At 67.2% G+C, this 26,585-nt stretch carries 19 protein-coding genes; 8 read left to right on the forward strand and 11 right to left on the reverse strand.

The features are described 5' to 3' along the window. Positions 1-21: 21 nt before the first annotated feature. From guaD to DIR46_RS08745, 7 genes are all read right to left on the reverse strand, one after another. Positions 22-1,326 (reverse strand): guanine deaminase, encoded by a 1,305-nt coding sequence (gene guaD / locus DIR46_RS08715; RefSeq protein ID WP_109344887.1) that lies wholly within the window; start codon positions 1,324-1,326, stop codon positions 22-24. Continuing rightward, complete coding sequence (gene xdhC / locus DIR46_RS08720; RefSeq protein ID WP_109344888.1) at positions 1,326-2,327, reverse strand: xanthine dehydrogenase accessory protein XdhC; 1,002 nt, start codon at positions 2,325-2,327, stop codon at positions 1,326-1,328. The genes guaD and xdhC overlap by 1 nt, the downstream gene beginning before the upstream one ends. Next, a complete protein-coding gene (xdhB, locus tag DIR46_RS08725; RefSeq protein ID WP_109344889.1) occupies positions 2,324-4,648 on the reverse strand; it encodes a xanthine dehydrogenase molybdopterin binding subunit in 2,325 nt (774 codons plus the stop codon). The genes xdhC and xdhB overlap by 4 nt, the downstream gene beginning before the upstream one ends. 10 nt (positions 4,649-4,658) lie before the next feature. Beyond that, on the reverse strand, positions 4,659-6,122 hold the full coding sequence (gene xdhA / locus DIR46_RS08730) for a xanthine dehydrogenase small subunit (RefSeq protein WP_205289097.1): 1,464 nt from the start codon (positions 6,120-6,122) through the stop codon (positions 4,659-4,661). Between the two features lie 129 nt (positions 6,123-6,251). Continuing rightward, a complete protein-coding gene (puuE, locus tag DIR46_RS08735) occupies positions 6,252-7,199 on the reverse strand; it encodes an allantoinase PuuE (protein WP_109344891.1) in 948 nt (315 codons plus the stop codon). Between the two features lie 101 nt (positions 7,200-7,300). Further along, positions 7,301-8,605 (reverse strand): aminotransferase class V-fold PLP-dependent enzyme, encoded by a 1,305-nt coding sequence (locus DIR46_RS08740; protein ID WP_109344892.1) that lies wholly within the window; start codon positions 8,603-8,605, stop codon positions 7,301-7,303. Then, a complete protein-coding gene (locus tag DIR46_RS08745) occupies positions 8,602-10,998 on the reverse strand; it encodes a TonB-dependent receptor plug domain-containing protein (RefSeq protein ID WP_109344893.1) in 2,397 nt (798 codons plus the stop codon). The genes DIR46_RS08740 and DIR46_RS08745 overlap by 4 nt, the downstream gene beginning before the upstream one ends. 212 nt (positions 10,999-11,210) lie before the next feature. On the opposite strand from DIR46_RS08745, the gene uraH reads away from it, so the two are divergent. The 8 genes from uraH (at position 11,211) to DIR46_RS08785 (ending at position 20,768) form a co-directional block, all read left to right on the forward strand. Further along, positions 11,211-11,564: a hydroxyisourate hydrolase gene (gene uraH / locus DIR46_RS08750; RefSeq protein ID WP_109344894.1), complete on the forward strand. Its 354-nt coding sequence runs from the start codon at positions 11,211-11,213 to the stop codon at positions 11,562-11,564. A 73-nt stretch (positions 11,565-11,637) separates the two neighbouring features. After that, positions 11,638-13,464 (forward strand): DUF4153 domain-containing protein, encoded by a 1,827-nt coding sequence (locus tag DIR46_RS08755; RefSeq protein ID WP_109344895.1) that lies wholly within the window; start codon positions 11,638-11,640, stop codon positions 13,462-13,464. Between the two features lie 54 nt (positions 13,465-13,518). Next, positions 13,519-14,076, forward strand: coding sequence for a ClpP family protease (locus tag DIR46_RS08760; protein ID WP_109344896.1), 558 nt, complete (start codon positions 13,519-13,521; stop codon positions 14,074-14,076). A gap of 191 nt (positions 14,077-14,267) precedes the next feature. Beyond that, positions 14,268-15,509 carry a hypothetical protein gene (locus tag DIR46_RS08765; RefSeq protein ID WP_109344897.1) on the forward strand — a complete coding sequence of 414 codons (1,242 nt, stop codon included), beginning with the start codon at positions 14,268-14,270 and terminating at the stop codon, positions 15,507-15,509. Between the two features lie 10 nt (positions 15,510-15,519). After that, positions 15,520-15,924: a hypothetical protein gene (locus DIR46_RS08770; protein ID WP_109344898.1), complete on the forward strand. Its 405-nt coding sequence runs from the start codon at positions 15,520-15,522 to the stop codon at positions 15,922-15,924. A gap of 91 nt (positions 15,925-16,015) precedes the next feature. Then, positions 16,016-17,584 (forward strand): methyl-accepting chemotaxis protein, encoded by a 1,569-nt coding sequence (locus DIR46_RS08775; protein WP_109344899.1) that lies wholly within the window; start codon positions 16,016-16,018, stop codon positions 17,582-17,584. A gap of 202 nt (positions 17,585-17,786) precedes the next feature. Next, positions 17,787-19,514: a type IV-A pilus assembly ATPase PilB gene (gene pilB / locus DIR46_RS08780; protein ID WP_109344900.1), complete on the forward strand. Its 1,728-nt coding sequence runs from the start codon at positions 17,787-17,789 to the stop codon at positions 19,512-19,514. Positions 19,515-19,535: 21 nt separating this feature from the next. Beyond that, positions 19,536-20,768, forward strand: coding sequence for a type II secretion system F family protein (locus DIR46_RS08785; RefSeq protein WP_109344901.1), 1,233 nt, complete (start codon positions 19,536-19,538; stop codon positions 20,766-20,768). Positions 20,769-20,846: 78 nt separating this feature from the next. Here the strand turns inward: DIR46_RS08785 and DIR46_RS08790 are convergent, their stop codons facing one another. From DIR46_RS08790 to DIR46_RS08805, 4 genes are all read right to left on the reverse strand, one after another. Continuing rightward, a complete protein-coding gene (locus DIR46_RS08790; RefSeq protein ID WP_109344902.1) occupies positions 20,847-22,217 on the reverse strand; it encodes a hypothetical protein in 1,371 nt (456 codons plus the stop codon). Positions 22,218-22,314: 97 nt separating this feature from the next. After that, positions 22,315-24,420: a glycoside hydrolase family 36 protein gene (locus DIR46_RS08795; protein ID WP_109344903.1), complete on the reverse strand. Its 2,106-nt coding sequence runs from the start codon at positions 24,418-24,420 to the stop codon at positions 22,315-22,317. 54 nt (positions 24,421-24,474) lie between these two features. Then, positions 24,475-25,320, reverse strand: coding sequence for a DeoR/GlpR family DNA-binding transcription regulator (locus DIR46_RS08800; RefSeq protein WP_109344904.1), 846 nt, complete (start codon positions 25,318-25,320; stop codon positions 24,475-24,477). 165 nt (positions 25,321-25,485) lie between these two features. Then, entirely contained in the window at positions 25,486-26,574 is a 1,089-nt protein-coding gene (locus tag DIR46_RS08805) for an amidohydrolase family protein (protein ID WP_109344905.1), read from the reverse strand. Between the last annotated feature and the right edge of the window lie 11 nt (positions 26,575-26,585).

A 26,585-nucleotide genomic window follows, 5' to 3' on the forward strand; every position in this document is an offset into this window, starting at 1 on the left:
ACCATTGGCAATATTGCCAAATCAACGTTGGTGCACCTTGCGTCCGCCCGAGTACGTCGCGGCGATCGTGCGGTCGTCTCCCAGCAGCGCCAGCGCGAACAGCAGTTCCTCCAGCGAGTCGCAGTGACCCGTCCTGCGCGCCAGCAGCGGCGTCGCCTCGCGGTCGAGCACCACGAAGTCGGCTTCCAGGCCGGGCTGGAAGCTGCCGATCGTGTCTTCCAGGCGCATGCTGCGCGCCGCGCCCAGGGTGGCGAGGTAGAACATGCGCAGCGCCGGCAGGTAACTGCCTTTCAGGCGCGCCACCTTGTAGGCTTCGTTCATGGTCTGCAGCATCGAAAACGAGGTGCCGGCGCCGACGTCGGTGCCCAGCGACAGCAGCGCCCGCGCGCTGTCGGCGCGTTCGAAGTCGAACAGGCCGCTGCCCAGGAACAGGTTCGAGGTCGGGCACACGGCGGCCGCCGACCCGGTGGCCGCCATGCGCGCGAAGTCTTCGTCGTCGAGCCAGATGCAGTGGCCGAACAGCGCGCGCGGACGCATCAAACCAAAGCGTTCGTACACGTCGAGATAGCTGCGCGCCTGCGGAAACAACTCGTTCACCCAGGTGCACTCGTCCTTGTTTTCCGAGACGTGTGTCTGGATGAAGGTGTCCGGATGGCGCGCCGCCAGCTCGCCGGTCAGGCGCAGCTGGACGTCGGTCGAGGTCGGGGCGAAGCGCGGCGTGATCGCATACAGCGACCGTCCGCGCTTGTGCCATTTATTGATCAGGTCTTCGCTCTGGCCCAGGTCGCCCTCGAGGTCGCGCAGGAAGTCCGGGCAGTTGCGGTCCATCAGCACCTTGCCGGCCACCATGCGCAGCTTGCGCGCCTCGCTGGCCTCGAAGAAGGCATCGACCGATTGCGGGTGCACGGTGCAGTACACCACGGCGGTGGTGGTGCCGCAGCGCAGCAGCTCGTCCAGGAAGAATTCGGCAGTGGCGCGCGCATGCGCCGGGTCCTCGAAGCGGCGCTCGCTCGGGAATGTGTAGGTCTCCAGCCATGGCAGCAGGCCGGGCGACGGCGAGGCGATCATGTCGGTCTGCGGGTAATGCAGGTGGGTGTCGATGAAGCCGGGGGCGATCACCTTGCCGCGGTAGTCGACCTGCTCCAGGCCGGGTGGCAAGGTCGGCGCCAGCGCGGCGTAGTCGCCGGCGGCCTTGATGCGGCCATCCTCGACGACCAGCAGGCCGTCCTCATGCCACAGCGCGGCCTGGTCGTCGAAAGCCGGGTCGGCGCGAAAGTGCAGCAAGCTCGCACGGTAGGCTTGCAGATTGGGTGATGCGGTGGACATTACGAGAGTTCCGGTTGTTCTTCAGGGTGGCGGGCGGCTTCCCACACGGACAGCAGCTGAGCCGCGACGGAGGCGGCGATCACGGCCGGGGCCTTGCCGGCGATGCCGGGCATGCCGACCGGGCACACCATATCGTCGATGCGCGCGGCATCGATGCCGCGTTCGCGCAGGCGCGCCTCGAACTGGCTGCGTTTGGTACTCGATCCTATCAGGCCGAACCATTCCGTGCAGGAATCGCCGCGTGAGCGGGACAGAATCGCGTGGCACAGGCGCAGGTCGAGCGCGTGGCTATGGGTCATGACCAGGAAGCTGGAGCCGGGGGCGGCTTTTTCAACCAGCGCTTCCGGGATGTCGGTCGCTTCCACCGTCACATTGGCGGGGACGTCGGACGGGAACAGGTCGTCTCGCTCGTCGACCCAGGTGACGCGGCAGGGCAAGGGCGCCAGCGCACGCACGATGGCGGCGCCGACGTGGCCGGCGCCGAACAGCATCAAATGGTCGCGCGGTGCGGGGATGGCGTCGAGCAGCCAGCGGCGGCCGCCCTCGTCTTCCACCACCCGCGTACCGCCTTGCGCTGCAAGGGCTGGCGTCGTGACCGCGCCGGCGAGGTGACGGCCCGCTTCGTCGAGCAGCGTCCATTCGCCGGCGCCGTCGAGGGCGACCAGGCGCCACGTGTCCTGCTGGCGGCGCGTGCGCAGGATGTCCACCTGTTCGGCTTCCATGCGCTCGAATGCGAGCCAGGCCACGCCGCCGCAGCACTGGCCCAGGCTCGGGCCAAGTGGGAAGCGCTCGAAACGGCGCGCTTCGCCCAGTTGCAGCATGGTTCGGGCGATGTCGAGGGCGCGATGCTCGAGGTGGCCGCCACCGATGGTGCCGGCGAAATCCCCGGCCCGCACCAGCATCTTCGCCCCCGGTTCACGCGGCACGGAGCCTTTCACGGCCGCGACCGTGACCAGCACGGCGGCAGTGCATGCCCGTGGCTGAAGCCAGTCGTTCGTCATCCGCGCGCTGCCTCGACGAATTCGACCGCTTTCAGGATCTCTTCCGACGTCGCCGGTGCGCTCAAAGGCGGATTGATCTTGTGATCGCCCACGCTCGAGATGGCGTCGCGGATCGCGAAGAAGACCGAGAACGGCAGCAGCAGCGGCGGCTCGCCGACCGCCTTCGAGCGGTGGATGCTGTCCTCGACGTTGGCGTTGTCGAACAGGCGCACGCGCAAGTCTTCGGGACAATCCGAGACGGCCGGGATCTTGTAGGTGGACGGCGCATGCGTCATCAATTTGCCGGCCGGGTTCCACCACAGCTCTTCCGTCGTCAGCCAGCCCATGCCCTGGATGAAGGCGCCTTCGACCTGGCCGATGTCGATCGACGGATTGAGCGAGCGGCCGGCGTCGTACAGCGCGTCCACGCGCAGCAGTTTCCATTCGCCGGTGAGCGTGTCGACCACGACTTCGGACACCGCCGCGCCATAGGCGAAGTAGGAGAACGGCCGGCCGGTCATCGTCTTCGCGTCCCAATGCAGGCCGGGTGTCGCATAGAAGCCGTCGGACCACAGCTGCACCCGCGCCAGGTAGGCTTTCGCCACCAGTTCCCCGAACGGCAGGGTGAGGCCGGCGACGAACACGGTCCCGGCGGCGAAGCGCACTTCGCTTGCAAGGCCACCGTATTGCGCCGCCGCGAAATCGGCCAGGCGCGCGCGGATCTTTCGCGCCGCATCCTGGGCCGCCTTGCCGTTCAGGTCCGCGCCGGTGGACGCCGCCGTGGCCGAGGTGTTGGCCACCTTGGACGTATTGGTGGCGGTGGCGCGCACGCGTGCGAGTTCCACGCCCAGCTCGTGCGCCACCACCTGCATCACCTTGGTGTTGATGCCCTGCCCCATCTCGGTACCGCCATGGTTGACCAGGATGGAGCCGTCGACATACACGTGCACCAGCGCGCCGGCCTGGTTCAGGTGGGTGACGTTGAAGGCGATGCCGAACTTGAGCGGCGTGAGCGCCAGGCCCTTCCTGAGCACCGGGCTGGCGCGGTTGTACTCAAGGATGGCGGCGCGCCGGGCGCGGTAATCGCTGTCGGCTTCGAGCTCGGCCAGCAGCTCGGGGAGCACGTTGTCGACGATCTCCTGGCCGAAGGGCGTGACGTTGCGCTCCGTCTTGCCATACAGGTTCAGGCGCCGCACGTCGAGCGCATCGCGCCCGAGCTTGCGCGCGATCTCGTCGATCACGTACTCAATGGCGATCGCGCCCTGCGGTCCGCCGAAGCCGCGAAAAGCGGTGTTCGACTGGGTATTGGTCTTGCCGCAGGCGGCGCGGATCTCGACGTCGGACAGGTAATAGGCGTTGTCGAAGTGGCAGACCGCGCGCGTGGCGACGGGGCCCGAGAGGTCGGCCGAATAGCCGGCGCGGCTGACCATGTCGACCTTCGCCGCCAGGATGCGGCCCTCGTCGTCGTAGCCGACCTCGTACTCGTAGTGGAAGCAGTGGCGCTTGCCCGTGACCAGCATGTCGTCGTCACGGTCGGCGCGCAGCTTGACCGGGCGCCCCGTGCGCACGGCCGCGATCGACGCCGCCGCCGCCCACAGCGCCGACTGCGATTCCTTGCCGCCGAAGCCGCCGCCCATGCGGCGGCACTCGACCGTCACGTGATGCGAGTGCAGGCCCAGCGCATGCGCCACCACGTGCTGCATCTCGCTCGGGTGCTGGGTCGAGCAGTACACGTGCATGCCGCGGTCTTCGCCGGGGATCGCGTAGGCGACCTGTCCTTCGAGGTAGAACTGTTCCTGGCCGCCCACGTGCAGCTCGCCCTTGACGACGTGCGGCGCGCGCGCGAACGCCTGCGCCGCATCGCCGCGCGCCAGGCGCATCGGCGGCAGCACGTACGATGCCGCGGCGCGCGCCGCCTGCGGCGTCAGGATGGCCGGCAGGTCGTCGTAGTCGACCACGGCCAGGCGCGCCGCGCGGCGCGCATTGTCATGGCTGTCGGCGACGACGATGAAGATCGGCTGGCCCACGTACTGGACCAGGCCATCGGCCAGGATCGGGTCGTCGTGGACGATCGGTCCGCAATCGTTCAGGCCGGGGATGTCGCGCGCCGTCAGCACCGCGACCACGCCGCGGCTGGCGCGGACCGGGGCCAGGTCGATTCCCTTGACGCGCGCATGCGCGCGCGCCGACAGGCCGAGGGCCGCGTGCAGGGTGCCGGCGAGTTCGGCGATGTCGTCGGTATAGGTGGCCTGGCCGCGCACGTGCAGCTCGGCGGATTCGTGCTTGCGGGCGCGGCCGACTTCGGCCCAGGCGTCCACGCGGTTCAAGCCTGCATCGTTCATGATCGATCCCTCACAGGCGCGCAAAGGCGTTGACGGCGCTGGCCGGCAGCGGATTCTCCGGCCGCGTCTCCAGCCAGAACCGGCGAAGCAGGTTCTGCGCGGTGCGCATCCGGTAGCTGCTCGAGGCGCGCGCGTCGCTCAGCGGCGCGTAGTCGCGCGCGAGCGCCGCCATGGCCGCGCTCAGCGTGGCTTCGCTCCAGGCCTGGCCGCGCAGCACGGCTTCGGTTTCTTGCGCGCGCTTCGGCGTGGCCGCCATGCCGCCGAAGGCGATGCGCGCATCGAGGATGGTGCCTTGGTCGAGCGTCACGGCGAAGGCGGCGCACACCGCCGAGATGTCCTGGTCGAAACGCTTGGCGAGTTTATAGGTCCGGAAGCGCAGCCCGTCGGCCGGCAACGGCACGCGCACGGCTTGCACGAACTCGCCCGCGCGCAGGTCTTTCTGCTGATAGCCCAGATAAAAATCTTCCAGCGCCAGCACGCGGGCGCCCTCGCTGCTGCGCAAGACCACCTGGCTGCCCAGCGCGATCAGCCAGGGCATCGAATCGCCGATCGGCGAACCGTTGGCGACGTTGCCGCCCAGGGTACCGGCGTTGCGGATCGGGAGCGAAGCGAAGCGCTGCCACAGTTCGGACAGTTCGGCCGGATAGCGCTCGCACAGCGCCGCGTAGGCATCCTGCAGCGACACGCCGGCGCCGATCTCCAGCATGCCGGCATCCTCGCTCACGATCTTGAGCGCCTCGACCTGGCCCAGGTAGATGACGTCGTCCAATGCGCGCAGCTGCTTGGTAACCCACAGGCCGACGTCGGTCGAACCGGCCAGCAGCACGGCCGTCGGATGCGCGGCGCGCAAGGCGACCAGCTCGTCCAGCGTGCGCGGTACGTGGAAACGCTGGCCATGGGCCGTGTAGCTGAAACCCTGGCTGCGCTGCAGGCCGCGCAGGCGCTCGGCCAGGGCGGCCTTGTCGAAGGCGACCGGCGGGAGTTCAACCATCCGGCGCGCGGCGTCGATGATGGGACGGTAGCCGGTGCAGCGGCACAGATTGCCGGACAGCGCATCATCGATGTCACGACGCGCGGGCGCGCGGCCCTCCTGCTTGAGGTACATGCCCCACAGCGACATGGCAAAGCCCGGCGTGCAGAAGCCGCATTGTGAACCGTGGCACTCGACCAGCGCCTGCTGCACCGGATGCAGCGCGCCGTCGGCCTGGGCCAGGTCTTCGACCGTGAACAAGGCCTTGCCGTCCAGTGTCGGGGTGAACTGGATGCAGGCGTTGACCGCCTTGAGGGTCACCTCCCCGTCTTCCAGCGAACCGACCACCACGGTGCAGGCGCCGCAGTCGCCTTCGGCGCAGCCTTCCTTGGTGCCCGTGCAGCGCAAGTCCTCCCGCAGGTGTTGCAGGATGGTATGCGTCGGCGGCGCATCGCGCAGTTCGCGCACTTCGCCACGGAAGAGGAATCGGATCGGTTCTGACATGCCTGTCTCGGATTGACACTTTACTGTTCGCCAAGGGCGGAAGGCTACCATCCAGCAGCCGCCTCAATATCATCACATTCTGATATTGATTATCACGTAACTCGCATATCTCGGGCGCGCGGTCATACTTCATTCCACATAAGGATGCACCGTTTTCCAGTGATTGGCGATATCGATGCGGCGTGTCACCCAGACGCGGTCATGCCGCATCACGTAGTCGAGGAAGCGCGCCAGCGCCGCCGTCCGCCCGGGCCGCCCCGCCAGGCGGCAATGCAGGCCGACCGACAGCATCTTGGGCCGGTCCAGGCCGGCGGGGTCGCCTTCGGTGTAGAGCACGTCGAAGGCGTCCTTCAGGTAGTCGAAGAACTGGGCGCCGGAATTGAAGCCCTGGGCCGTGGCGAAGCGCATGTCGTTGGTGTCGAGCGTGTACGGCACCACCAGGTGCGGCGTGCTGCGGATGAAACCGTCGGCATCGCGCGCCTCGACCCGCTGCCAGAACGGCAGGTCGTCGCCGTAGTGATCGGCGTCATAGGTAAAGCCGCCATGCTCGACCACCAGCCGGCGCGTATTGGGCGAGTCGCGTCCCGTGTACCAGCCCTGCGGCGCGGCACCCAGCAGGGAACGCATGATCTCGACGGCTTCCTGCATGTGGGTGCGCTCGGTCGCCTCGTCGACGTTTTGGTAGGAAATCCAGCGCAGTCCGTGGCAGGCGATCTCGTGCCCCAGTGCGCGAAACGCGGCGACGGCCTCGGGATGACGCGCGAGCGCCTGCGCCACACCGAACACGGTCAGGGGCAGCCGGCGCTCCTCGAACAGCCGCAGCAGGCGCCACAGGCCGGCGCGCGAGCCATACTCGTAGAGCGACTCCATGCTCATGTGGCGCGCCGGGAAGGCGCTGGCGCCGACGATCTCGGACAGGAAGGTTTCGGAGGCCGGGTCGCCGTGCAGCACGCAGTTCTCGGCGCCCTCTTCGTAGTTCAGGACGAACTGCAGGGCGATGCGCGCGCCGCCGGGCCAGCGCGCATGCGGCGGATTGCGGCCGTAGCCGGCCAGGTCGCGCGGATAGGAAGCTGCCATGGCGTCCCTCGACAAGGAAGAATACGTCCGATCATATATTGCAACGACCACAACAGTATATGACCGGACGCATACGCGGGCTCTTGACGCCGATATAGGTCTCAGGCACGCAAGGCCGACACCAGGCGATCGACCTGCGCCTCTTGCGTGAAGATCGCCGGCGTCACCCGCACGCAGGCGCCCGACGCCAACCCGTCGCGCATGACGGCGAATACGCCGTGCTCCTGCAGCAGGCGCCTGGACAGCGCGACATTGTCGGCCACCGAGGTCTTGCCGCGCAGGCGGAACGAGGCGATCGCGCTGGTCAGGCGCTGGTCGGGTGAGGCCAGCACCTCGATGCCGGCGATCCCCCGCGCGGCCTCCACCCAGCGGTTGCGCAGGTGGTGCAGGCGCGCCTGCTTGTTGGCCACGCCGATCCGCGCGTGGAGTTCCAGCGCCAGCGGCAAGGCCAGGTAGGCGGCGAAGTTGACGGTGCCGGTATGCACCCGGGTGCGGATGTCGCCGCCGTCCTTCTCGCCCATGTACGGATCGATGTCGGCCACCCTGCCGCGCCGGATGTAGATCGCGCCCACGCCCACCGGCGCGCCGATCCATTTATGCAGGTTGATGCCGGCGTAGTCGCAGCCGAGGTCGGGGATGCGCATGTCGAGCTGGCCGAAGCCGTGGGCCGTGTCGACGATGACGCCGATGCCGCGCGCTCGCGCCATGCGCGTGATCTCGGCCACCGGCATGACCATGCCGTTGCGGTGATTGACGTGGGTGAGCAGCATCATCCTGAGCTTCGGATGGCGCTCCATCGCCTGCGCATAGCAGTCGATCAGCGACTGGACGGTCGCCGTAGCGGCGTCCGGCGCCGCAATCTTGACCACCTCGACGCCGCGCCGCTCCTTGAGCCAGCCCATGGTCGTGATCATATTGTCGTAGTCGATGTCGGCGCACAGGACGGTGTCACCCGGGCGCAGCCGGTTGTAGCCGCCGATCAGCGCCTGCAACGCCTCGGTAGCGCCGCGCGTCAGCACGATCTCGTCGCGCTCCACGCCCAGCGCACGGGCGACCGCGGCGCGCGCCGCCTCGTACTCGGGCGGAAAGCGCAGACGGCCGTAGAAGGCGTTGCCGTGATTGACCTCGGCCACGTGACGCCCGTAGGCCGCGACCACGGGACGCGCCATCGAACCCCAGTAACCGTTGTCGAGCATCGCCACGTCGTCGGTGACGTCGTAGTACGCGGCCACCCGGCCCCAATAGGCGTTGTCGCGCGCCAGCTCGGCCGATGTCAGCGCGGGCGGCGCCAGCTCGGGCAACTCGGGCAGCGCCGGCGCCGCGGCCGCCAGCGCGCTTGCCGGCGCCAGCGGCACCGCCAGGCCGGCCCGCAGCCAGGCCCGCCGCTGCGGGTCGGGCCGGCTCAAAACTTCACCGTATAGTCGACATACAGATTGCGCCCATCGGTGTCGTACGGCGCATTGCGCGAGTAGATCAGGCCGCGGCTGGCCTGGAATACCGCTTCATCGGGATACTTGTCGAACACATTGTCGACGCCGAAGCGCAGGGTCTGTTTCGGCGTGAGCTTGTAGCTCAGCGCCGCGTCGAAGAAGCGCATCGCGCCGAAGCGCTGGAAGATGTCGCCGGTCGCATTGCCGGTGCTGTCGGTCCAGGCGCCGTAGTGGCGCATCCGTCCCAGCGCACTCCAGGCGCCGCGCTCGTACGCCGCGCTGACGGTGGCCTTCTGGCGCGGCAGGCGGTCTTCGAAAATCGTGCGCTGGGTCAGGTTGGAGGCGACCGCGGTGCTGCCGTCGTCGACCTGCGTCTTGTTGTAGTTGTAGGCCAGGGTCAGGTTCAGCCGGCCGTCGGCGACGCGGCTCAGGTGGTTGGCGACGATGTCGATGCCCTGGGTGGTGGTATCGAAGTCGTTGGTGAAGTAGTTGACCGAGGTGTAGCGCAGCGGATTGGCCATCCCGGCCGGCACCGGGAACGAGCTTGATGTGCTGAAGCGGTCGCGCAGCTTGATCTGGTACAGGTCGACCGATCCCGACAGGCCCATGGCGCCCTTCCAGGTCAGACCCAGCGACAGGTTGTCCGATTCCTCGGGCGTGAGGGGCCTGGCGCCGAGCGCCACGGCGATCGGATCGCTCGTCGACAGGCGGCCACTGGTGAACACCAGCAGGGTGCGGGTGTCGAGGCCCTGGCTGGTACTGCTGGTATTCAATTGGCCGGGGGTGGGGGCGCGGAAGCCCGTCGAGAAGGAGCCGCGCACCGCGACGTCGGGGGTGAACTCGTAGCGCGCCGACAGCTTGCCGTTGACGCTGTCGCCGAATTCCGAGAAGTCCTCGTAGCGCAGCGCGGCGCCGACCGAGAAGCGCTGGCTGAGCGGCACTTCGACGTCGACGTAGGCCGCGTAGCTGTCCTGGTCCCAGCGGCCGGCCTGGCGCTCGGAAAAGCCCGGGGCGCCGTTGGCGCTCGGGTCGAGCCCGTAGGCGGCGCCGGGGCCGACCGCATACGAGGCCGCCTCGCCCGCGCGCACGCCATAGCGTTCGTTGCGGTACTCGAGGCCGAAGCCGACGTTGACCGGCCGCGCCAGCGCGGCCACGTCCCATTCGTAATTGAAGTTGGCGTTGACCAGCTTTTCTTCCTGGGTCAGGCGGCCCAGGTCGAAGGCGGTCGGGCTGTTTGGACCGAGCGAGGCGTTGATCGAGTTGTGCAGGCCGTAGTCGATGCGGTTGCGGCCATACGATGCGCTCAGGTCCCATGCCAGCGCCTCGGTGAAGCGGCCGCGCACGCCGGCCAGCACCTGCAGGTCGTCCTGCTCGTTGCTGTACTGAGGGCTGAAGCCGGTCGGGTAGATGCTGCGCACGTCCCAGCCGGGGAATGCTGCGGTTTTGTTGTACACACTCCCGCTGGTGTCGGGATTGCGCCAGTTGAAGTCGGAGACGCCTTCGCTGCGACCGAACAGGCCATAGCTGTAGGCTTCGAGCTCGCCTTTCAATGCCACGCTGGCGTTGTAGCCGATGCGCTGGCTTTCCAGTTCCGGCTGGCCCCAGCGCTGCACCGGGTTCGGCACCTTCAGCTCGGGGTGGGCCGCCTGGAAGGCGATCGCATCCTGGCGCTGGCGGGTGCGCGAGGTGGGGTCGGCGTCCGCCGCTTCGGCGAACAGGTTGATCCGGCCGGATTCGCCGAACGCGAAGCCGTATTTGGCGCGCACGGTATTCGTCTTGCCGTCGTTTTCGCCGTATTGCGCATGCTGGGCGTTGATGTCTCCGCCGGCCGTGTCGTCGAGGATGATGTTGATGACGCCGGCGATCGCATCGGAACCATACTGGGCCGAGGCGCCGTCGCGCAGCACCTCGATGCGCTTGATGGCGCTGGTCGGGATCTGCGCCATGTCGGCCGCCTGCGAGCCGCGCGCGCCGAGGAAGGCGCTGCGGTGGAAGCGCTTGCCGTTGACCAGCACCAGGGTCTGGTCCGGCGACAGCCCGCGCAGGGTGGCGGGCCGCACGAAGACCTGGCCGTCGGCCATCGGCAGGCGCTGCACCACATAGGACGGCACCAGCTGCGCCAGCACGTCGTTCAGGTCGCTTGATTCGACGGCCGCGATCTCTTCGCGGCTGAAGACGTCGACCGGCGCCAGGGTGTCGAACTGGGTGCGGTTGCTGGCGCGGGTGCCGGTGACGATGACGGCCTGCGGTTCGGCGGCGGCCAGCAGCGGCGCCGCTGCGGTGGAAGTGTTCTGGGCATGCACGCCAACCAGTGCATGGGTCACGCACAGCGCGGCGGCGCTGGCGATCTGATGTCGTTTGATCTTCATTGCGTTCTTCAGGTTGGATGAGAGAGCTGCCGCGTTCCGGCCTGCTGGTGCGGAAGTTGGCAAGCCGACAGCCTAAAGATGCAATATTTCGTGAGTATGAAGCGGGTCGCCGCATCACGAAATCGCGCGGGTGATATCCAGAACCGGCTGGCGCTTATATCTGTCCGTACTGGCGTTATGATGGGCGTCCACACCTGCTGACAAGGACCACGATGGGAAAACTCACCACCCACGTACTCGACACCGCCCACGGCTGCCCCGGCGCCGGCATCCGGGTCGAGCTGTACGCGATCGGCGCCGACGGCCGCACGCTGCTCGACAATGCGCTGACGAACGCCGACGGCCGCTGCGATGCGCCCCTGCTGGAAGGGGCCGCACTGCGGGCCGGCCAGTACGAACTGGTATTCCACGCCGGCGACTACTACGCGGCGCGCGGCGTCGACCTTCCCTCGCCGCGATTCCTGGACCGCATCACACTCGGCTTCGGCATCGCCGACCCCACCCAGAACTACCACGTGCCGCTGGTGATGACGCCGTGGTCGTATTCGACCTACCGCGGCAGCTAGCAGACTTGCGGGCGTCATTCGACATTGATCGGAAGTAAGATACCTATCGAGACCACGATCAAGGATTGACGCCATGCAGCAGCCCGCGCCCACCGCTTCTTTTTCCCCTTCGTCCGGCGACGACGACCTCGTCCCGGCCTGGCTCGGCCCCACGCGCATCGGCAACGGCCTGGCCCAGGGCCTGCTGCTCTACCTGATGTACATGGCGGTGCAGGACAAGTCCTGGCCCGCCACCGTCCCGCAGCTGTTCGGGCCGCTCGTCATGCTCGGCCTGCTGCTGCCGGTGATCCTGATCAGCGGCCTGGGCCACCTGTCGCGCCGCCAGCTGACGTCGTGGGCCGTGTCGGCGGCCGCCGTCATCGCCCTGCTGGCCGCCTACGATATGTGGCGCCGGCTCGGCGTGACTGAGTGGGAGGGCGGCAGGCCGTCCGGCATGCTCGTTTTCTGCCTGGCGGTCGGCTTCTTCATCGCCCATGCGCTGGTGCTGGCGGCCAGCCGCGAGGGGCGCCGTATCGCGGCCTACGCCAGCTACTTCGAGGTCGCCTGGAAGCTCAACCTGCAGATCCTGTTCTGCCTCGTGTTCGTGGGCGCCACCTGGGCAGTACTGCAACTGGGCGCCGCGCTGTTCGACCTGGTCAAGCTGAATTTCCTGAGCTGGGCCATCGGCAAGCCCTGGTTCTTCATTCCAGTCACCGCCTTCGCGTTTTCGGTGGCGATGCACCTGACCGACGTCAAGCCCGCCATCGTGCGCGGCATCCGCAACCTGCTGCACGTGCTGCTGTCCTGGATTCTGCCGGTGCTCACGCTGCTGGTGGGAGGCTTCCTGGCCAGCCTGCCGTTCACCGGCCTCGATCCGCTGTGGGCCACCCGCAGCGCCGGCGGCATCCTGCTCGGCGCGGCGGCCGCCTTCGTCATATTGATCAATGCGGCCTACCAGGACGGCGCCAGTCCGCCGGCGCGCGTGCTGGCCGTCGCCGCGCGCATCGCCTGCCTGCTGCTGGTGCCGCTGACCCTGCTCGCCGCCTACGCCCTCGCGCTGCGTGTCGCCGACCACGGCTGGTCGGCCGACCGCGTCATCGCCGCCGCCAGCCTGCTGGTCGCGGCCTGCTATGCCGGCGGCTATGCGGCCGCGGCGCTGCGCCGCGGCTGGCTGCGCACCCTGGCTGGCGTCAATATCGCCGCCGCCTTCGTGGTGCTGGCGGTGCTGGCGCTGCTGCTGTCGCCCGTCCTCGATCCGGCCCGCATCGCGGTCAACAGCCAGATGGCGCGCCTGGCGTCCGGCCAGATCAAGCTGTCGCAACTGGACGTCGCCTACCTGTACCACCATGGCGCGCGCTATGGCCGCGAAGCGATCGCGCAGCTGGAACAGGGTGCCAAAGGAGACGACGCCGGCTGGCTGCGGACGGAGCTGGCACGCCTGCGCCAGTCGCGGGAACCCGGCGCACCCGTCCCTGACCTGAAGGTGGCGGACAACCTGCGCGTCTGGCCGGCGGGTACGCCGCTGCCCGCCGGTTTCGCCGGGTTCGATTGGGGGAAGTTCAAACAACACCTGTACCTGCCTTATTGCCTGCAGCGCCAGGGCGCCATCTGCGACGTTTTCGTGATCGACCTCGGCGGCGATGCCCGGCCGGAAGTCATCCTGCTTGGCGCCGCCAACCACGGCAATGCCGTCCTGCGCCAGGGAGATGACGGCGCATGGGAATTCGCCGGCGCCCTGCCGCACGGCCTCGCCGACTGCGCGCCGCTGCTCGATGCCATGCGCGCCGGCAAGCTGCGGGCAGTCGCGCCGGCGGTGGCCGATCTCGAGATCGATGGCAGGCGAATTGACATCGCTCCTCGCCACACGCCATTCAAGTGCGTGGGCGAACCCGCGCCGATCGAAGAGGACGCGCCGCGCTGAGGATAATCGCTATGCTTGAATGTCCGTAATACATTGCGCTGGAGTGCGAGCACCATGGCATTGCACATCGTTCATTTCATTGGCCCGATCAACCACAATTCCGCCTGTACGGTGCGCAACTGCTGCCTGGAAGCGCTGCAAAAAGGCGCGACCGAGATCGCGCTGCACATCTCGACCGAGGGCGGCAATATGACGGCCGGCTTCGCGCTCTATTTCTTCCTGAAGTCCTTGCCGATCCCGCTCACCACCCACAATATCGGCAGCGTCGAATCGGTCGGCGTGGTGATCTTTTTGGCCGGCCAGAAGCGCTATGCCTGCCCCGGCACGCGCTTCCTGATCCACCCGCTGCACTGGGGTTTCGGCAACCTGGTGGCGGCCGACCATGCGCGCGTGTCGGAGTGGCGCGAGTGCCTGGATTTCGATGCCGAACGCTATGCCAGCATTTTCCGCGAGGCCACCCGCGAGGCAGGCCACGAAACCGACATCCGGCCGCACCTGACCGGCCAGGCCCGCATCTATACCGCCGACGAGGCGGTTGGCGCCGGCATCATCCACCAAGCCGTGCAGGCCAGATTGCCAGCCGCGGGGCCGACTTGCCATTGGTGGAACTGATGATGACAACGCAATGTGTCCATTAAGCCACAAAACATGTCTTTACATCTCGAATTGTCTCCAATTGTCATAAATTTGTTGCTGTGAAAATTCCCGTGTGGATAGAATAATTTCCAGCGCTCATGCCTGCTGCCCGTGCAAGCGTCTCTTTCCTAGCAGCTCACGTAACAGATTCAGTCACACCCTCCGTCATGAACAACAAGATTCTCGCCAGCCTGCTGGCGCTCCCCCTGGTCGTCCCTGCGATGGCCCAGGCGCAGGAAAACGCCGTCAAGATCAGCGGCTTCGGCACCGCCGCCCTCACCTGGTCGGACGATGACCGTGCACAGTTCGCCCGCCCGAACCAGGCCAGCGGCGCCGCCGACAACTTCCGCACCGGCGTCGATTCCAACCTCGGCCTGCAGGCCGATTACACCGTCAACAACTGGCTGTCCCTGACCGCTCAGGGCCTGGTGCGCCAGGACGCCGAGGAACACTATGGCGCCGAACTGAGCTGGGCGTTCGCAAAGTTCCGCATCTCGGACGAGCTGAGCGTGCGCGTCGGCCGCGTCGGCCTGCCGATCTTCATGATCTCGGACTACCGCAACGTCGGCTATGCCAACACCATGCTGCGTCCGCCATCCGAGGTGTACTCGCAAGTGCCGTTCAACAGCGTGGACGGCGCCGACATCACCTGGCGCCACGACTACGGCAACACCAGCATCACCTCGCAACTGGCAGCCGGCCAGATCAAGTCGCCGGTCGGCAATTTCCACGTGCGCGGCAAGGACATCCTGGCGCTGAACATCGTGGCCGAGAACGGCCCATTCACCCTGCGCGTCGGCCACGCCCGCACCAAGATCACGGTGGACGACCTGGCCTCGCTCAACACCCTGGTCGGTTCGCTGCGCGCCGCCGGCGCCGGCTATCGCCTGCCTCAGTTGACCGACCTGGCCGGCCAGATCGAAGCCAAGGACGCCAAGGGCACCTTCAATTCGATCGGCCTGACCGCCGACTGGAACAACTTCGTGCTGCAGACCGAGTTCGCCAAGCGCAAGACCGAGACCTATATCAACGACACCACCTCGTGGTACGTGATGGGCGGCTACCGCATCGGCAAATTCCTGCCGTACTACACGCGGTCTGAACTGAAGATCGACGGCGCCATTAACAACACCGTGCCTGCGGCCTGCCCGGCCGGCTATCCCGCGGCCTGCACCCCGACGCTCCAGCAGCTGGGCGGCGCCGTGCGCCGCATCGCGGTATCGGGCGTGGGCCAGGGCGAGCAGACCACCGACACCATCGGCGTGCGCTGGGATGTCGCCAGCTCGGTGGCGCTGAAGGTACAGGTCGACCGCATCAAGCCACGCGGAAACGGCCTGTTCATCAACGCACAGCCGGGCTTCTCCGGTCCCGTGACCGTGGGCGCGGTGGCCCTCGATTTCGTGTTCTGAGGGAGCGAGCATGAATAAATGGATACTCGCCGCATGCGCGGCAGCAAGCTTCACCGCCGTCCCGGCACTGGCCCAGGTGGTCGTGGTCGTCAACCCCAAGGCGGCCGAGAGCACCATGACCAAGGAACAAGTCGCCCAGTTTTTCCTCGGCAAATCGACGGCCATGACGCCGATCGACCAGCCGGACGGCGCGCCGATCCGCGCGGACTTCTACAAGAAAGTGGCTGACAAGGATGCGGCCCAGGCCAAGGCCCTGTGGTCCAAGCTGGTGTTCACCGGCAAGGCCACGATGCCGAAGGAAGTCGCCGACAGCGCCGCCGTCAAGGCCGCGGTCGCCGCCAACCCGAAAGCGATCGGCTATATCGACAAGGGCGCGGTCGACGCGACGGTCAAGGTCGTCCACACCGCGCAGTAAAGCCAATACAGGCAGCCGGCATCGCCGCGGCTGCCCGGTCGACCCGCCGCGGCAAGCGCCGTCCGGCGGGTCTCGCATATCCGGAGACAACATGAGCATCAAGCGCAGGATCTGGGCACTGCCCGTCGATTCCGCCATCATCTTCGGCCTCGGGGCCGGCGCCAGCGTGACGATCGCGAATGGCGCGCTGGCATCGATCACCACCACGGGGACGGTCGACTATCCACTGATGGATGCCGTCAAGGCAGTCACCCTCGACATCGCCGCCGTCACCGAAGGGCTGACCGATGCCGTCACCGAAGGCGACAAGGCGCGCATCGAGCAGGTCGGCGCGCAGGCGGCCAAGGTGCGCGCCGACCTCGACAAGCTCGGCCAGATCCCCGGCCATGCGGTCACCGGCGCACGCCTCAAACAAGAATTCGACGCCTATTATGCGCCCGCCCTGTCGTCGGCCCGCATCATGCTCGAGATGGAGCAAGGCGACCCGCAAGCGACGGTCGGCAAGATGCAGGCGGCGCTGGCGTCCCTGAACGCCGACCTGGCCAAGACCGTCGATGGCGCCCAGCGCCAGTTCGCGGCCGGCATTGCCGCCAGCCAGGCTAGTGTCCGCAACACGCTGGTGGCGATGGTCGCCAGCGCCCTGGCGGTGCTGTCCGCGCTGGCGATCACCTCGTGGTTCGTGGTGCGCACCATCTGGCGCCAGCTGGGCGGCGAGCCTGCCTATGCGCGCGAGATCGCGCAGGCGGTGGCCGCCGGCGACCTGTCGATGGACATCCGGATCGAGTCCGGCGACAACGACAGCCTGCTGGTCGCGCTGAACGAAATGCGCCTGCGCCTGGCGACGCTGGTGGCAGGCATCAAGAACTCGGCCGACACGATCGCCAGCGCCAGCACCGAGATCGCGAGCGGCAATGCCGACCTCGCGCAGCGCACTGAATCGCAGGCCGCCAACCTGGACCGCACCACGCGCGCGATGGAAGCGCTGACCGGCGCGGTACGGGAGAATGCCGCCAGCGCCGGCCAGGCCAACGCGCTGGTGGCCAGCGCCACCAGCATCGCCACCCGCGGCGGCGAGGTCGTGGGCAATGTGGTGGCGACGATGGGCGACATCGATGCTTCGTCAAAGAAGATCGTCGACATCATCGCAACCATCGACGGCATCGCCTTCCAGACCAATATCCTGGCCCTGAACGCGGCGGTGGAAGCGGCCAGGGCCGGCGAGCAGGGCCGCGGCTTCGCGGTCGTGGCGAGCGAAGTGCGCAATCTGGCCCAGCGCTCGGCGGCGGCGGCGAAGGAAATCAAGGAATTGATCGGCGACTCGGTCGCGAAGGTCGGGGCCGGCAGCGCGCTGGTGGGCGAAGCCGGGGCCACGATGGAACAGATCGTCGACTCGGTGCGCAAGGTGCAGCTCATCATGCGCGAGATCGCCGACGCCGGCGCGCGCCAGCATGCGGGCATCGAGGACATCGGCCGCGCGATCGGCAGCATCGACGAGATGACCCAGCAGAATGCGGCCCTGGTCGAGGAGGCATCGGCGGCGGCGGAATCGCTGACGGGCCAGACCGGACAGCTGACCGAGGCGCTGGCGGTGTTCCGGCTGCAGGTTTCCGAACCGACCACGACCGTGAAAGCTTTGCCAAGACTGTTTCATCGCGCTTAACGCACCGCACTCGAAGCACCGCAATACCGTCCCATCCATTCCGGGCGATCCTGCCCGGAATGCCAATTCGTCCACGTGGTATGGACGCATCTGAGCAGCACCAAATCCTTTACAAATTTAGTGCCTGTAGGCATGATCCGATGATCCGCCGGCCCGCCCGGCGCCCTTGTCGCTTCCCTTGAGGTTCCCACACACGGCGCATATGGCAGCAGTCCTCCCCAACACGACCACCGGTACGCAACTGTCGGGCCTGGCGCGCGCGCTGGTACAGGCCAATCGCCTGAGCGCCGCGCAGGCGGACATGCTGCACAAGAAGGCGGTCCAGGAGAAGACCGCCTTCATCGACGCCGTGCTCGCCAGCGGCGCGATCGAGCCGCGCGCGCTGGCCGCCTTCTGCGCCGAGACCTTCGGCTATCCGCTGCTCGACCTGTCGGCCTTCGCGCCGGAATTCCTGCCCACCAGCGCCATCGACGCCAGGCTGATGCAGGCCCAGCGCGTGATCGCGCTGGCCAAGCGCGGCAACAAGCTGTCGGTCGCGCTGTCCGACCCGACCAATACCCAGGCCCTGGACCAGATCAAGTTCCAGAGCGAGGCGACGGTCGAGCCGGTGATCGTGCCGCACGATGCGCTGCTGACCCTGCTGGCCGCGATCGCCAAGGGCGCCGAACAGGATCTGAGCGAGCTGGCCGGCGACGACGCCGAGATCGAATTCGCCGAGGAAGACCAGCAGTCGGCCACGAACCCGGAAGCCGCCAGCGACGTCGAGGACGCGCCCATCGTGCGCTTCCTGAACAAGATCCTGATGGACGCGGTACAGATGGGCGCGTCGGACATCCACTTCGAGCCCTACGAAAAGTATTACCGGATCCGCCTGCGGGTCGACGGCGTGCTGCGCGACCATGCGATGCCGCCGCTCTCGATCCGCGAAAAACTGGTCTCGCGCATCAAGGTGCTGGCGCGGCTGGACATCGCCGAAAAGCGCGTGCCGCAGGACGGCCGCATGCGGCTGATCCTGTCGGCCACGCGCACCATCGATTTCCGTGTCAGCACCCTGCCCACGCTGTTCGGCGAAAAAACGGTGATGCGTATCCTGGACGCGACCCAGGCGCAAATGGGCATCGACGCGCTCGGCTACGACCCGGACCAGAAGGCGCTGCTGCTGGACGCGATCACCCGTCCCTACGGCATGGTGCTGGTGACGGGCCCGACCGGTTCGGGCAAGACGGTGTCGCTGTACAGCTGCCTGAATCTGCTGAACAAGCCAGGGATCAATATTTCGACCGCGGAAGACCCTGCCGAGATCAACCTGCCGGGCGTGAACCAGGTCAACGTCAACGAAAAGGCCGGCCTGACCTTCCCGGTGGCGCTGAAATCCTTCCTGCGCCAGGATCCCGACATCATCATGGTGGGCGAGATCCGCGACCTGGAAACGGCCGACATCGCGATCAAGGCCGCCCAGACCGGCCACATGGTGTTCTCGACCCTGCACACCAACGATGCGCCGTCGACCCTGACGCGCCTGATGAACATGGGCGTGGCGCCCTTCAATATCGCCTCGTCGGTGATCCTGATCACGGCCCAGCGCCTGGCGCGCCGCCTGTGCGGCTGCAAGCAGCCGCTCGAGATCAGCCGCGAGGCCCTGCTGGCCGCCGGCTACCGCGACAGCGACCTGGACGGCGACTGGCGGCCCTATGGCCCGATCGGCTGCGACCGCTGCCTGGGTTCGGGCTACAAGGGGCGCGTCGGCATCTACCAGATCATGCCGATCTCCCCCAGTATCGAGGCGCTGATCCTGGCCAACGGCAATTCCATGGAGATCGCGGCACAGGCCGAGAAGGAAGGCGTCAACTCCTTGCGCCGCTCGGGCCTGCTGAAAGTGAAACAGGGGCTGACCAGCCTGGAAGAAGTGCTTGGCTGCACCAACGAATAAGACCGGACAGGAACACGAACAATGGCAACATCCCCCCAACCCAAGAGCCGTGGCGTGCAGGTCAAGGAGAACGTTTACGCCTGGGAAGGCAAGGACAAGACCGGCCGCGTCGTGCGCGGCGAAGTGCGCGCCGGCGGAGAAGCGATCGTCAACGTGACCCTGCGCCGCCAGGGCATCATGGTGACCAAGGTCAAGAAGAAGGTCTACCGCAGCGGCAAGAAAATCACCGACAAGGACCTGACCATGTTCACGCGCCAGCTCGCGACCATGATGAAGGCCGGCGTGCCGCTGCTGCAATCGTTCGACATCGTCGGCAAGGGCCACAGCAACCCGTCGATGGCCAAGCTGATCCAGGACCTGCGCAACGACGTCGAGACCGGCACCAGCCTGAACCGCGCCTTCCGCAAGTTCCCGCTGTACTTCGATCCGCTGTTCTGCAACCTGGTCGGCGCCGGCGAACAGGCCGGCATCCTGGAAGACCTGCTGACGCGCCTGGCGATCTACAAGGAAAAGACGCTGGCGCTCAAGGGCAAGATCAAGTCGGCCCTGACCTATCCGATCGCGATCCTGGCGGTGGCCCTGATCGTCACCGCCGTGATCATGATCTGGGTGGTGCCGGCGTTCAAGCAGGTGTTCTCGAGCTTTGGCGCCGACCTGCCGACCCCGACCGTGGTGGTGATGGCGATCTCGGACTTCGTGGTGGAGTGGTGGTACATCATCTTCGGCTCGCTGTTCGCCGGGCTGTACCTGTTCTTCCAGGCCTGGCGCCGCTCGCTCAGGATGCAGCAGGTGATGGACCGCCTGCTGCTGCGCCTGCCGATCTTCGGCAGCGTGATCCGCAAGGCCACCATCGCGCGCTGGACGCGCACCCTGTCGACCATGTTCGCGGCCGGCGTGCCGCTGGTGGAAGCGCTCGACTCGGTCGGCGGGGCGTCGGGCAATGCGGTCTACCTGGAAGCCACGCGCAAGATCCAGAACGAGGTGAGCACCGGCACCAGCCTGACCGCCTCGATGCAGAATGCGGACGTGTTCCCGAACCTTGTGATCCAGATGGTGCAGATCGGCGAAGAGTCGGGGTCGCTCGATGCGATGCTGGGCAAGGTGGCGGATTTCTTCGAGGATGAGGTCGATGAGGCGGTGGCGGCGCTGTCGTCGCTGATGGAGCCGCTCATCATGGTCATTCTTGGGGTGTTGATTGGCGGGCTGGTGGTCGCGATGTATTTGCCGATCTTCAAGCTGGGCTCGGTGGTGTAAGCGCAGATCGGGGCGGGGCCATGACGATGTTCGTGGCCGGTAACGCGAAGGTCCCGACGTTTTGATGGCATCGACGGTTTATCTCAATGTAGTTCGAATGCCTCGGGCCGCCCACACCAGCATCGCGCGCAGCAGCATGCTGCCGGACGCCCACGGCCGCTGCCGATCCAGCCCGCGCCGTCCCATCCGCTGTGGCAGGAAGAACCGCCCGAACGCCGACAACCCACTCCCCCGCATGACCCAGAAACACGCTCCCGCATACGTCGTATCGAACCCATCCTCCGCCCGCAGCAGATACAGCGCCGTCCCCGAACACATCGCCACGTCGGCCTGCGCATCGCGCGCCAGCAGGCGCAGGCCGCGCAGATAAGACAACTCGAGTGTCTGGCGCAGATCGGGCAGCGCGAGCACCAGCGGCCGCAGCAGGCGCAAGCGTTCGAGCAGCCGCGGCAAGCCGTGCAAGCGCTCCCCCGCCCGCTCGCGATACCTGAGAAAAGCCTCTTTCAACTCCGCCACCGTCGCCGGCGCCGGACGCTGCAGCGGCTCGGGCCGGTCGCGCCAGCAGCGCATCCAGTGCGCCAGCGCCTGCTCGTGCCGGGCCGCGAGGCTGGCCGGGCTGTCGAATTCGAGGTCGACGCGCGCGCCCGGCTGCAGGAAGCGGATGATGCCGCGCTGCGCCTCCAGCCGCGGCGCCTCCAGCACGCCCAGCGGTGTGCGGCGGCCGTGGTTGAGCCAGGCATTGTCGACCCGGCTGAAGCGGGCAAAGGATGCGACCGGCACGATCAGCCGCGGCTTGAAGGTCTCGGCCTGCAGGGCAAGCCTCTCGATGCCCTGCTCGGCCGCCGCTTCGCGCCGGGCGAAGTCGTCGGGATTGCCGCACCAGGCCATGTCCGCGAAGCCCGTCAACAACACATCGACACGCACATTGGACTTGCGCAGGCGCCCGGCGGCGGCGTGGCAGGCGGCGGGGGCGGCGAGCGCGCGCTCGCCCAGGTGCAGCAGCGTGCGCCGGCCGCAGCGGACCAGGCACCAGGAGTCGCCCTCGCCGTTGGCAAACGCCGTCAGGCGCAGGTCGCGCGCCAAAGTGCGCGGCTGCCCCTCGGCGCACTCGGCCATGGCGAAGCGGTTGCGCCGCAGTTCGGCGTGCAGGCGCCAGTCGCGGCCTTGACGGTACAGGAAGGTGGCGATGCCGCGGAACTCGGCGCGAAAGCGGCGCAGGAAAGGCGCCGACAGGCGGTCGGGCTGGGCGCGCGAACACCAGACAAACACCGGCAAGCCGCTTGCATTCAGCTCGGCGATCAGCTTTGTGGTATTGGTGGAACGATCGAGCAGGCTCCAGGCATCGTTCAGCACCGTGCCGTCCAGCCAGGGGTCGGCCAGCAGCAGCGCATGGTCGGTGCGCAGCAGGAAGCCGGCATGGTTCAGGAAAGTGAGGGTCGGGCTTGGCATGGCGGCATGGCGGAGGTAGGCTCGGCGTCAGCCTAGTCCCCTGCCATGCGCCATCCATGAGGCACCGCAATCGTGCTGCGATGCCATCCAGGCAGGATCAGACCGGAATTGCCTCGAGCAAGAGCGCCTGCTCAAACCCGATCTTGAGCTTGTTGCTGGCCGCGCTCACTTCACCCAGGTCACGGTCTTCGACGTAATCGCGCACGCGGTAGCGGCCTTCCTTCAAGCCGCGCAGTTCGACCTGGCCCGACCACTCCTTCGCATAGAAGGCGAAGTACAACCTCCCATCCTTTTCGACCGCATGGGTTTCCGGCTTGTCGAAGCCGATGTCATAGAGTTCCCCGCGATACTGGCCCTTGGGCAGCATCTTGTCCTTGTAGATGCCGATCCACTTGCGCCACTTCGCTTCCTTGACCGCCGTGAGCAGGTAGCTATCCTTCGGCTTCGGGTCTTCGGGCCAGGTGAACTTGGTCGAGACCACCGCGCCGATACCCACCGACGAGGCGAAATCGTCGCCGCCGTCGCTGAGCTCGACGTGGTCGCCGGCGTAGGCCGCGGTCGGCCCCATCAGGGCCTTCAGGGTCTTGCCCTTGTGCCGCACCTGCCACGAGGACAGCGGGTCGGACGACGGCGCCTGGTTCGTATAAGGCAGCGTATGGAAGGCATACGAGGTGCCGCAGGGGCAGAACTCGACCACCGCCTTCGGATTGATCTCGCGCGCGGTGTCGTACACCATCTTCCAGAAGTCCTGCAGCTTTTCGAAGGACTCTTCCGGACGCGCGTGATTGTGCGCCGGGTTGTGGCATGGCGCCACGCCGTTCAGGTGCTGGCCGTCGAGCTTCAGGCCCTCGTAGCCCCACTCGCCGATGATCTTGCGCACCAGCGCGCGGGTCTGTTCGATCACCGGTTCATAGGCCGGGCACAGGGTCAGGGCGTTCCACCAGGTGACGAATTGCGGCGCGCCGTTCTCGTCCAGCAGCAGCTGGTCGGTGTGCTGGTGCAGCAGGTCGGTGCCCGGATCGGCCGCCAGCGGCGCCAGCCACAGCCGCGCCTTCAGGCCGGCGCCGCGGATGTCGTCCACCAGCTTCTTCATGTCCTCTTCGCCGCGCGCGAACTTCTTGCGGTCGATCTTCCAGTCGCCTTCGTTGGTTTGCCAGCCATCGTCCAGCACCGCCCATTCCAGGCCCAGTTCCTTGGCCTTGGCCAGGGTGCCGGTCATCAGGGGGATCGTGAAGTCGCGCTCATAGCCCCAGGCGCACCAGATCGGCTCGTACGATTCCTCGCCCGCCTGCGGCGCCGCCAGGCCACGCTCGGCCATCACCAGGCGGTAGCGGTCCAGGGCCGCGAAGTAGTCGCCCGTGTGGACGGTGCCGAAGGTGTCCAGGGTCGTCAGCTCCTGGCCCGGTTGCAGCACCACGGCTTGTTCGAACTCGATCGCCAGCGCGGCGCCGGCTTTCACCTGCTGCACCGGCAGCGCCACCAGGCGCGGCACGGTGTCGAGATGGCCCACGGCGATGCCGTGCTCGGGCTGCCAGACGTCGGCCACCGGCGTGCCGCCGCCGTAGTCGGACGAGTTCATGCCCATGAAGTTGCGCTGCTCGAAGCCGTCCTTGAGCGGCTGCACCCAGTCGCGCCGGTCCGCGTGCGACGAACCGGAGAAGGTCCAGAAGCCGCGGCCGGGGGCGCGCCTGGCCGGCAGCAGCGTGTAGCCGCTGTTCGACCAGGCCTCGACCGGCAGCGCGGTCTGGCCATTGTTACGGTAGCTCACCCGCAGCACGGCCATGCCCGGATGGCGTTCGTAGAAGGTGACCAGCACGGTCTTTTCGACGCCCTCCTTCGACACGCCCGTCAGGCGATGGCGCACGCCCGCGCCGTGCGGCCCATCGACGCGGTCGACCGCCTGCGCGCCGAGCGCGAAGCTGTCGATCCAGCGCCCGCCCGTCACGCGCAGCCGTTCGCTGGCGTGAAAGCCCGTGACCGCGACCGTCGCCCCGCCCTTGCGCGCCAGCAGGCGGCTCTTCATCTGGCCGTCGAATTCGAGTCCCAGGGCGGCGTCGCCGATGCGCGCCACGTTTTTACCCGCTTCTTTGCCCTGAGGTGCGGCCACCGCCACGCCGGCGCCGGCGCCCATGCCGGTCGCCACGGCCGATCCGGCCAGCCACTGCAACAGGGTGCGGCGACGCTCGCTATGCACTTCGGTCATCTTGTCTCCTTGCTTGGTAGGACTACACAGCCGGCGCCGGCCGGCCGAGCCGCCCTACACCAGCACCACTTGCGCGCCGCGCGAGCGCAGCGCCTCGACCATCTCCGCCGGCACCCCGGCATCGGTGATGATCTGGTCGATCTGTTCGATCGTCGCGATCATGGACAGACTGCGCCGTCCGATCTTCGACGAGTCGCCCACCGCCACCACGCGGCGCGCGATGCCCAGCATGCGCGAATTCAGGCGCGCTTCGAGCAGGTGCGGCGTCATCACGCCGATCTCCGGATCCAGGCCGTCGAAGCCCAGGAACAGGATGTCGGCATGCAGGCCTTCCAGCCCCTGCTCGGCCTGCGGGCCGCCCAGCGAATACGAGCTGGGACGCAGTACGCCGCCGAGCATGATCAGGGTCACGTGCGGCGCGCCGGCCAGCAGCACGGCGATGTTCAGCGCATTGGTGATCACGTTCACCGACTGCAGCTTCAGGCCGCGGATCTGCTTGGCGATTTCGGCGGTCGTCGTGCCCGAGTCGAGCACGATGGTCTGCCCTTCCCCGATCAGCTTGACCGCCTCTTCCGCGATGCGGACCTTCTCGGCGCGGTGCAGCGACTGCTTGACGCCGATCGGCAAGTCCTCGTCGGCGCGCTGGGCCAGGGCCCCGCCTCGGGTGCGCACCACCGCGCCGATCTCGGCCAGCACGTTCAGGTCGGCGCGCACCGTCACCAGCGAGATGCCGAACATCTCCGACAGCTCGGCCACCGTCACCCGACCGCGCTCGGCCACCATTTCGCGGATCTTGCGGCGCCGCTCCGCCACCAGCAGATCCTGGTCGGGCGTCGCTTCCGGGGGCTTGCCTTCGTTACCGTTCGAAACTTTCGCTTCTGTTTTTTTTGCCTGCTTCATTTTCATCCATCCCGCGCGGTTCGCCGCCGCGGCTCCGTTATATACGTCATCGGTGCTTCATTAACGGATTGATGATACAGGATGAGAATGCGAGAAACGAAAGTTCAGACTATTTTTTGATCCCCTTCTCACTTACGTAGGAAGCCCGGTATGTAGCCCGCATGCTCATGCTTTCCAGGCGCCGGCGAACACGCGTTCCGCGTTCAGGCGGAACAGCTTGTCGGCCACCGCCTTCGGCAGCGCGAGGCCGCGCACCACGCCGTCGAGGTCCGGCGTGGTGAGCTCGTCGTCGGTATTGAAGTAGCGCCAGTCGCGCCGCCATACGCCGTCCAGGTCGGACACGAAGTCGGCCTGGGTCTGCTGGGCCGACTGGGCCAGGTCGGAGCCGTACATCAGGCGGTCCTGATAGGTGATGAAGAACTGCCGCACCCGCTCGCGGTCGCGCTGCGACTGGTACTGGATCTGGCCGATGCGCGCCGCGATGTCCACATTGGCCGTCGGATTGCGGTCCAGGAAGCGCGCCAGCTCGTCCACGTTCCACTCCAGCGAGGCCATGTGCACGCCGACGAAGCGCAGGCGCGGATGGCTGGCCAGCAGGCGGTCGCGCGCGCCCATCTGGTCTTCGTAGCTCGGCATCTTCGGCTGCTTGTACATGTGGTATTGCGGGTGGTTCCTGAAGTATTCGCGGTCGTTCTTGGTCGTCATCTTCTCGAGCGGCAGCCAGCAGTTGTGCGGCTCGCCCTGGTGTCCGACCAGCAGCACGTCGCGCTCTTGAAACGCGTCGAACAGCGGCTTGATGCGCTCGTCGTCGACCATCACCAGCTTGCCCTGCGCATCGCGCTCCGACATGCCGATGTTCTTCCATACCTTGACGCCCACCGCGCCATCCTCCAGCGCCGCATCCAGCCGGTGCAGCGTCGCCGGGATCCAGGCCGGCTGCAACAGGTTGTCGGCGCTGAAGCTGGCGATCCAGCCGACCGTGGCCGGATGCTCGTGGTGCAGCTTGCTCGCCACGCGCTGCTGCTGCTCCAGCGCCGGGAACACCGGATAATCGACGTTGATCGTCAGCGCGCGGAAATTGGCCTTGCGCGCCAGCGCCAGGAACGGGCCCTGCTCGAGGCCGTGCAAGTGCAGGTGGGCGTCGATCTTGGGCACGCTCTCGTAATCCTGCATGGTGTAGCTGTCGGCGGCCAGCGCGCCGATCGGCGCTGCCATTGCGGCGAGGAGGATGGTGCAAAGAAGGCGGTTGCGCATGTCGTTCTCCT

The sequence above is a fragment of the Massilia oculi genome, assembly GCF_003143515.1.
In the GTDB taxonomy this organism is placed as follows: Bacteria; Pseudomonadota; Gammaproteobacteria; order Burkholderiales; family Burkholderiaceae_D; genus Telluria; species Telluria oculi.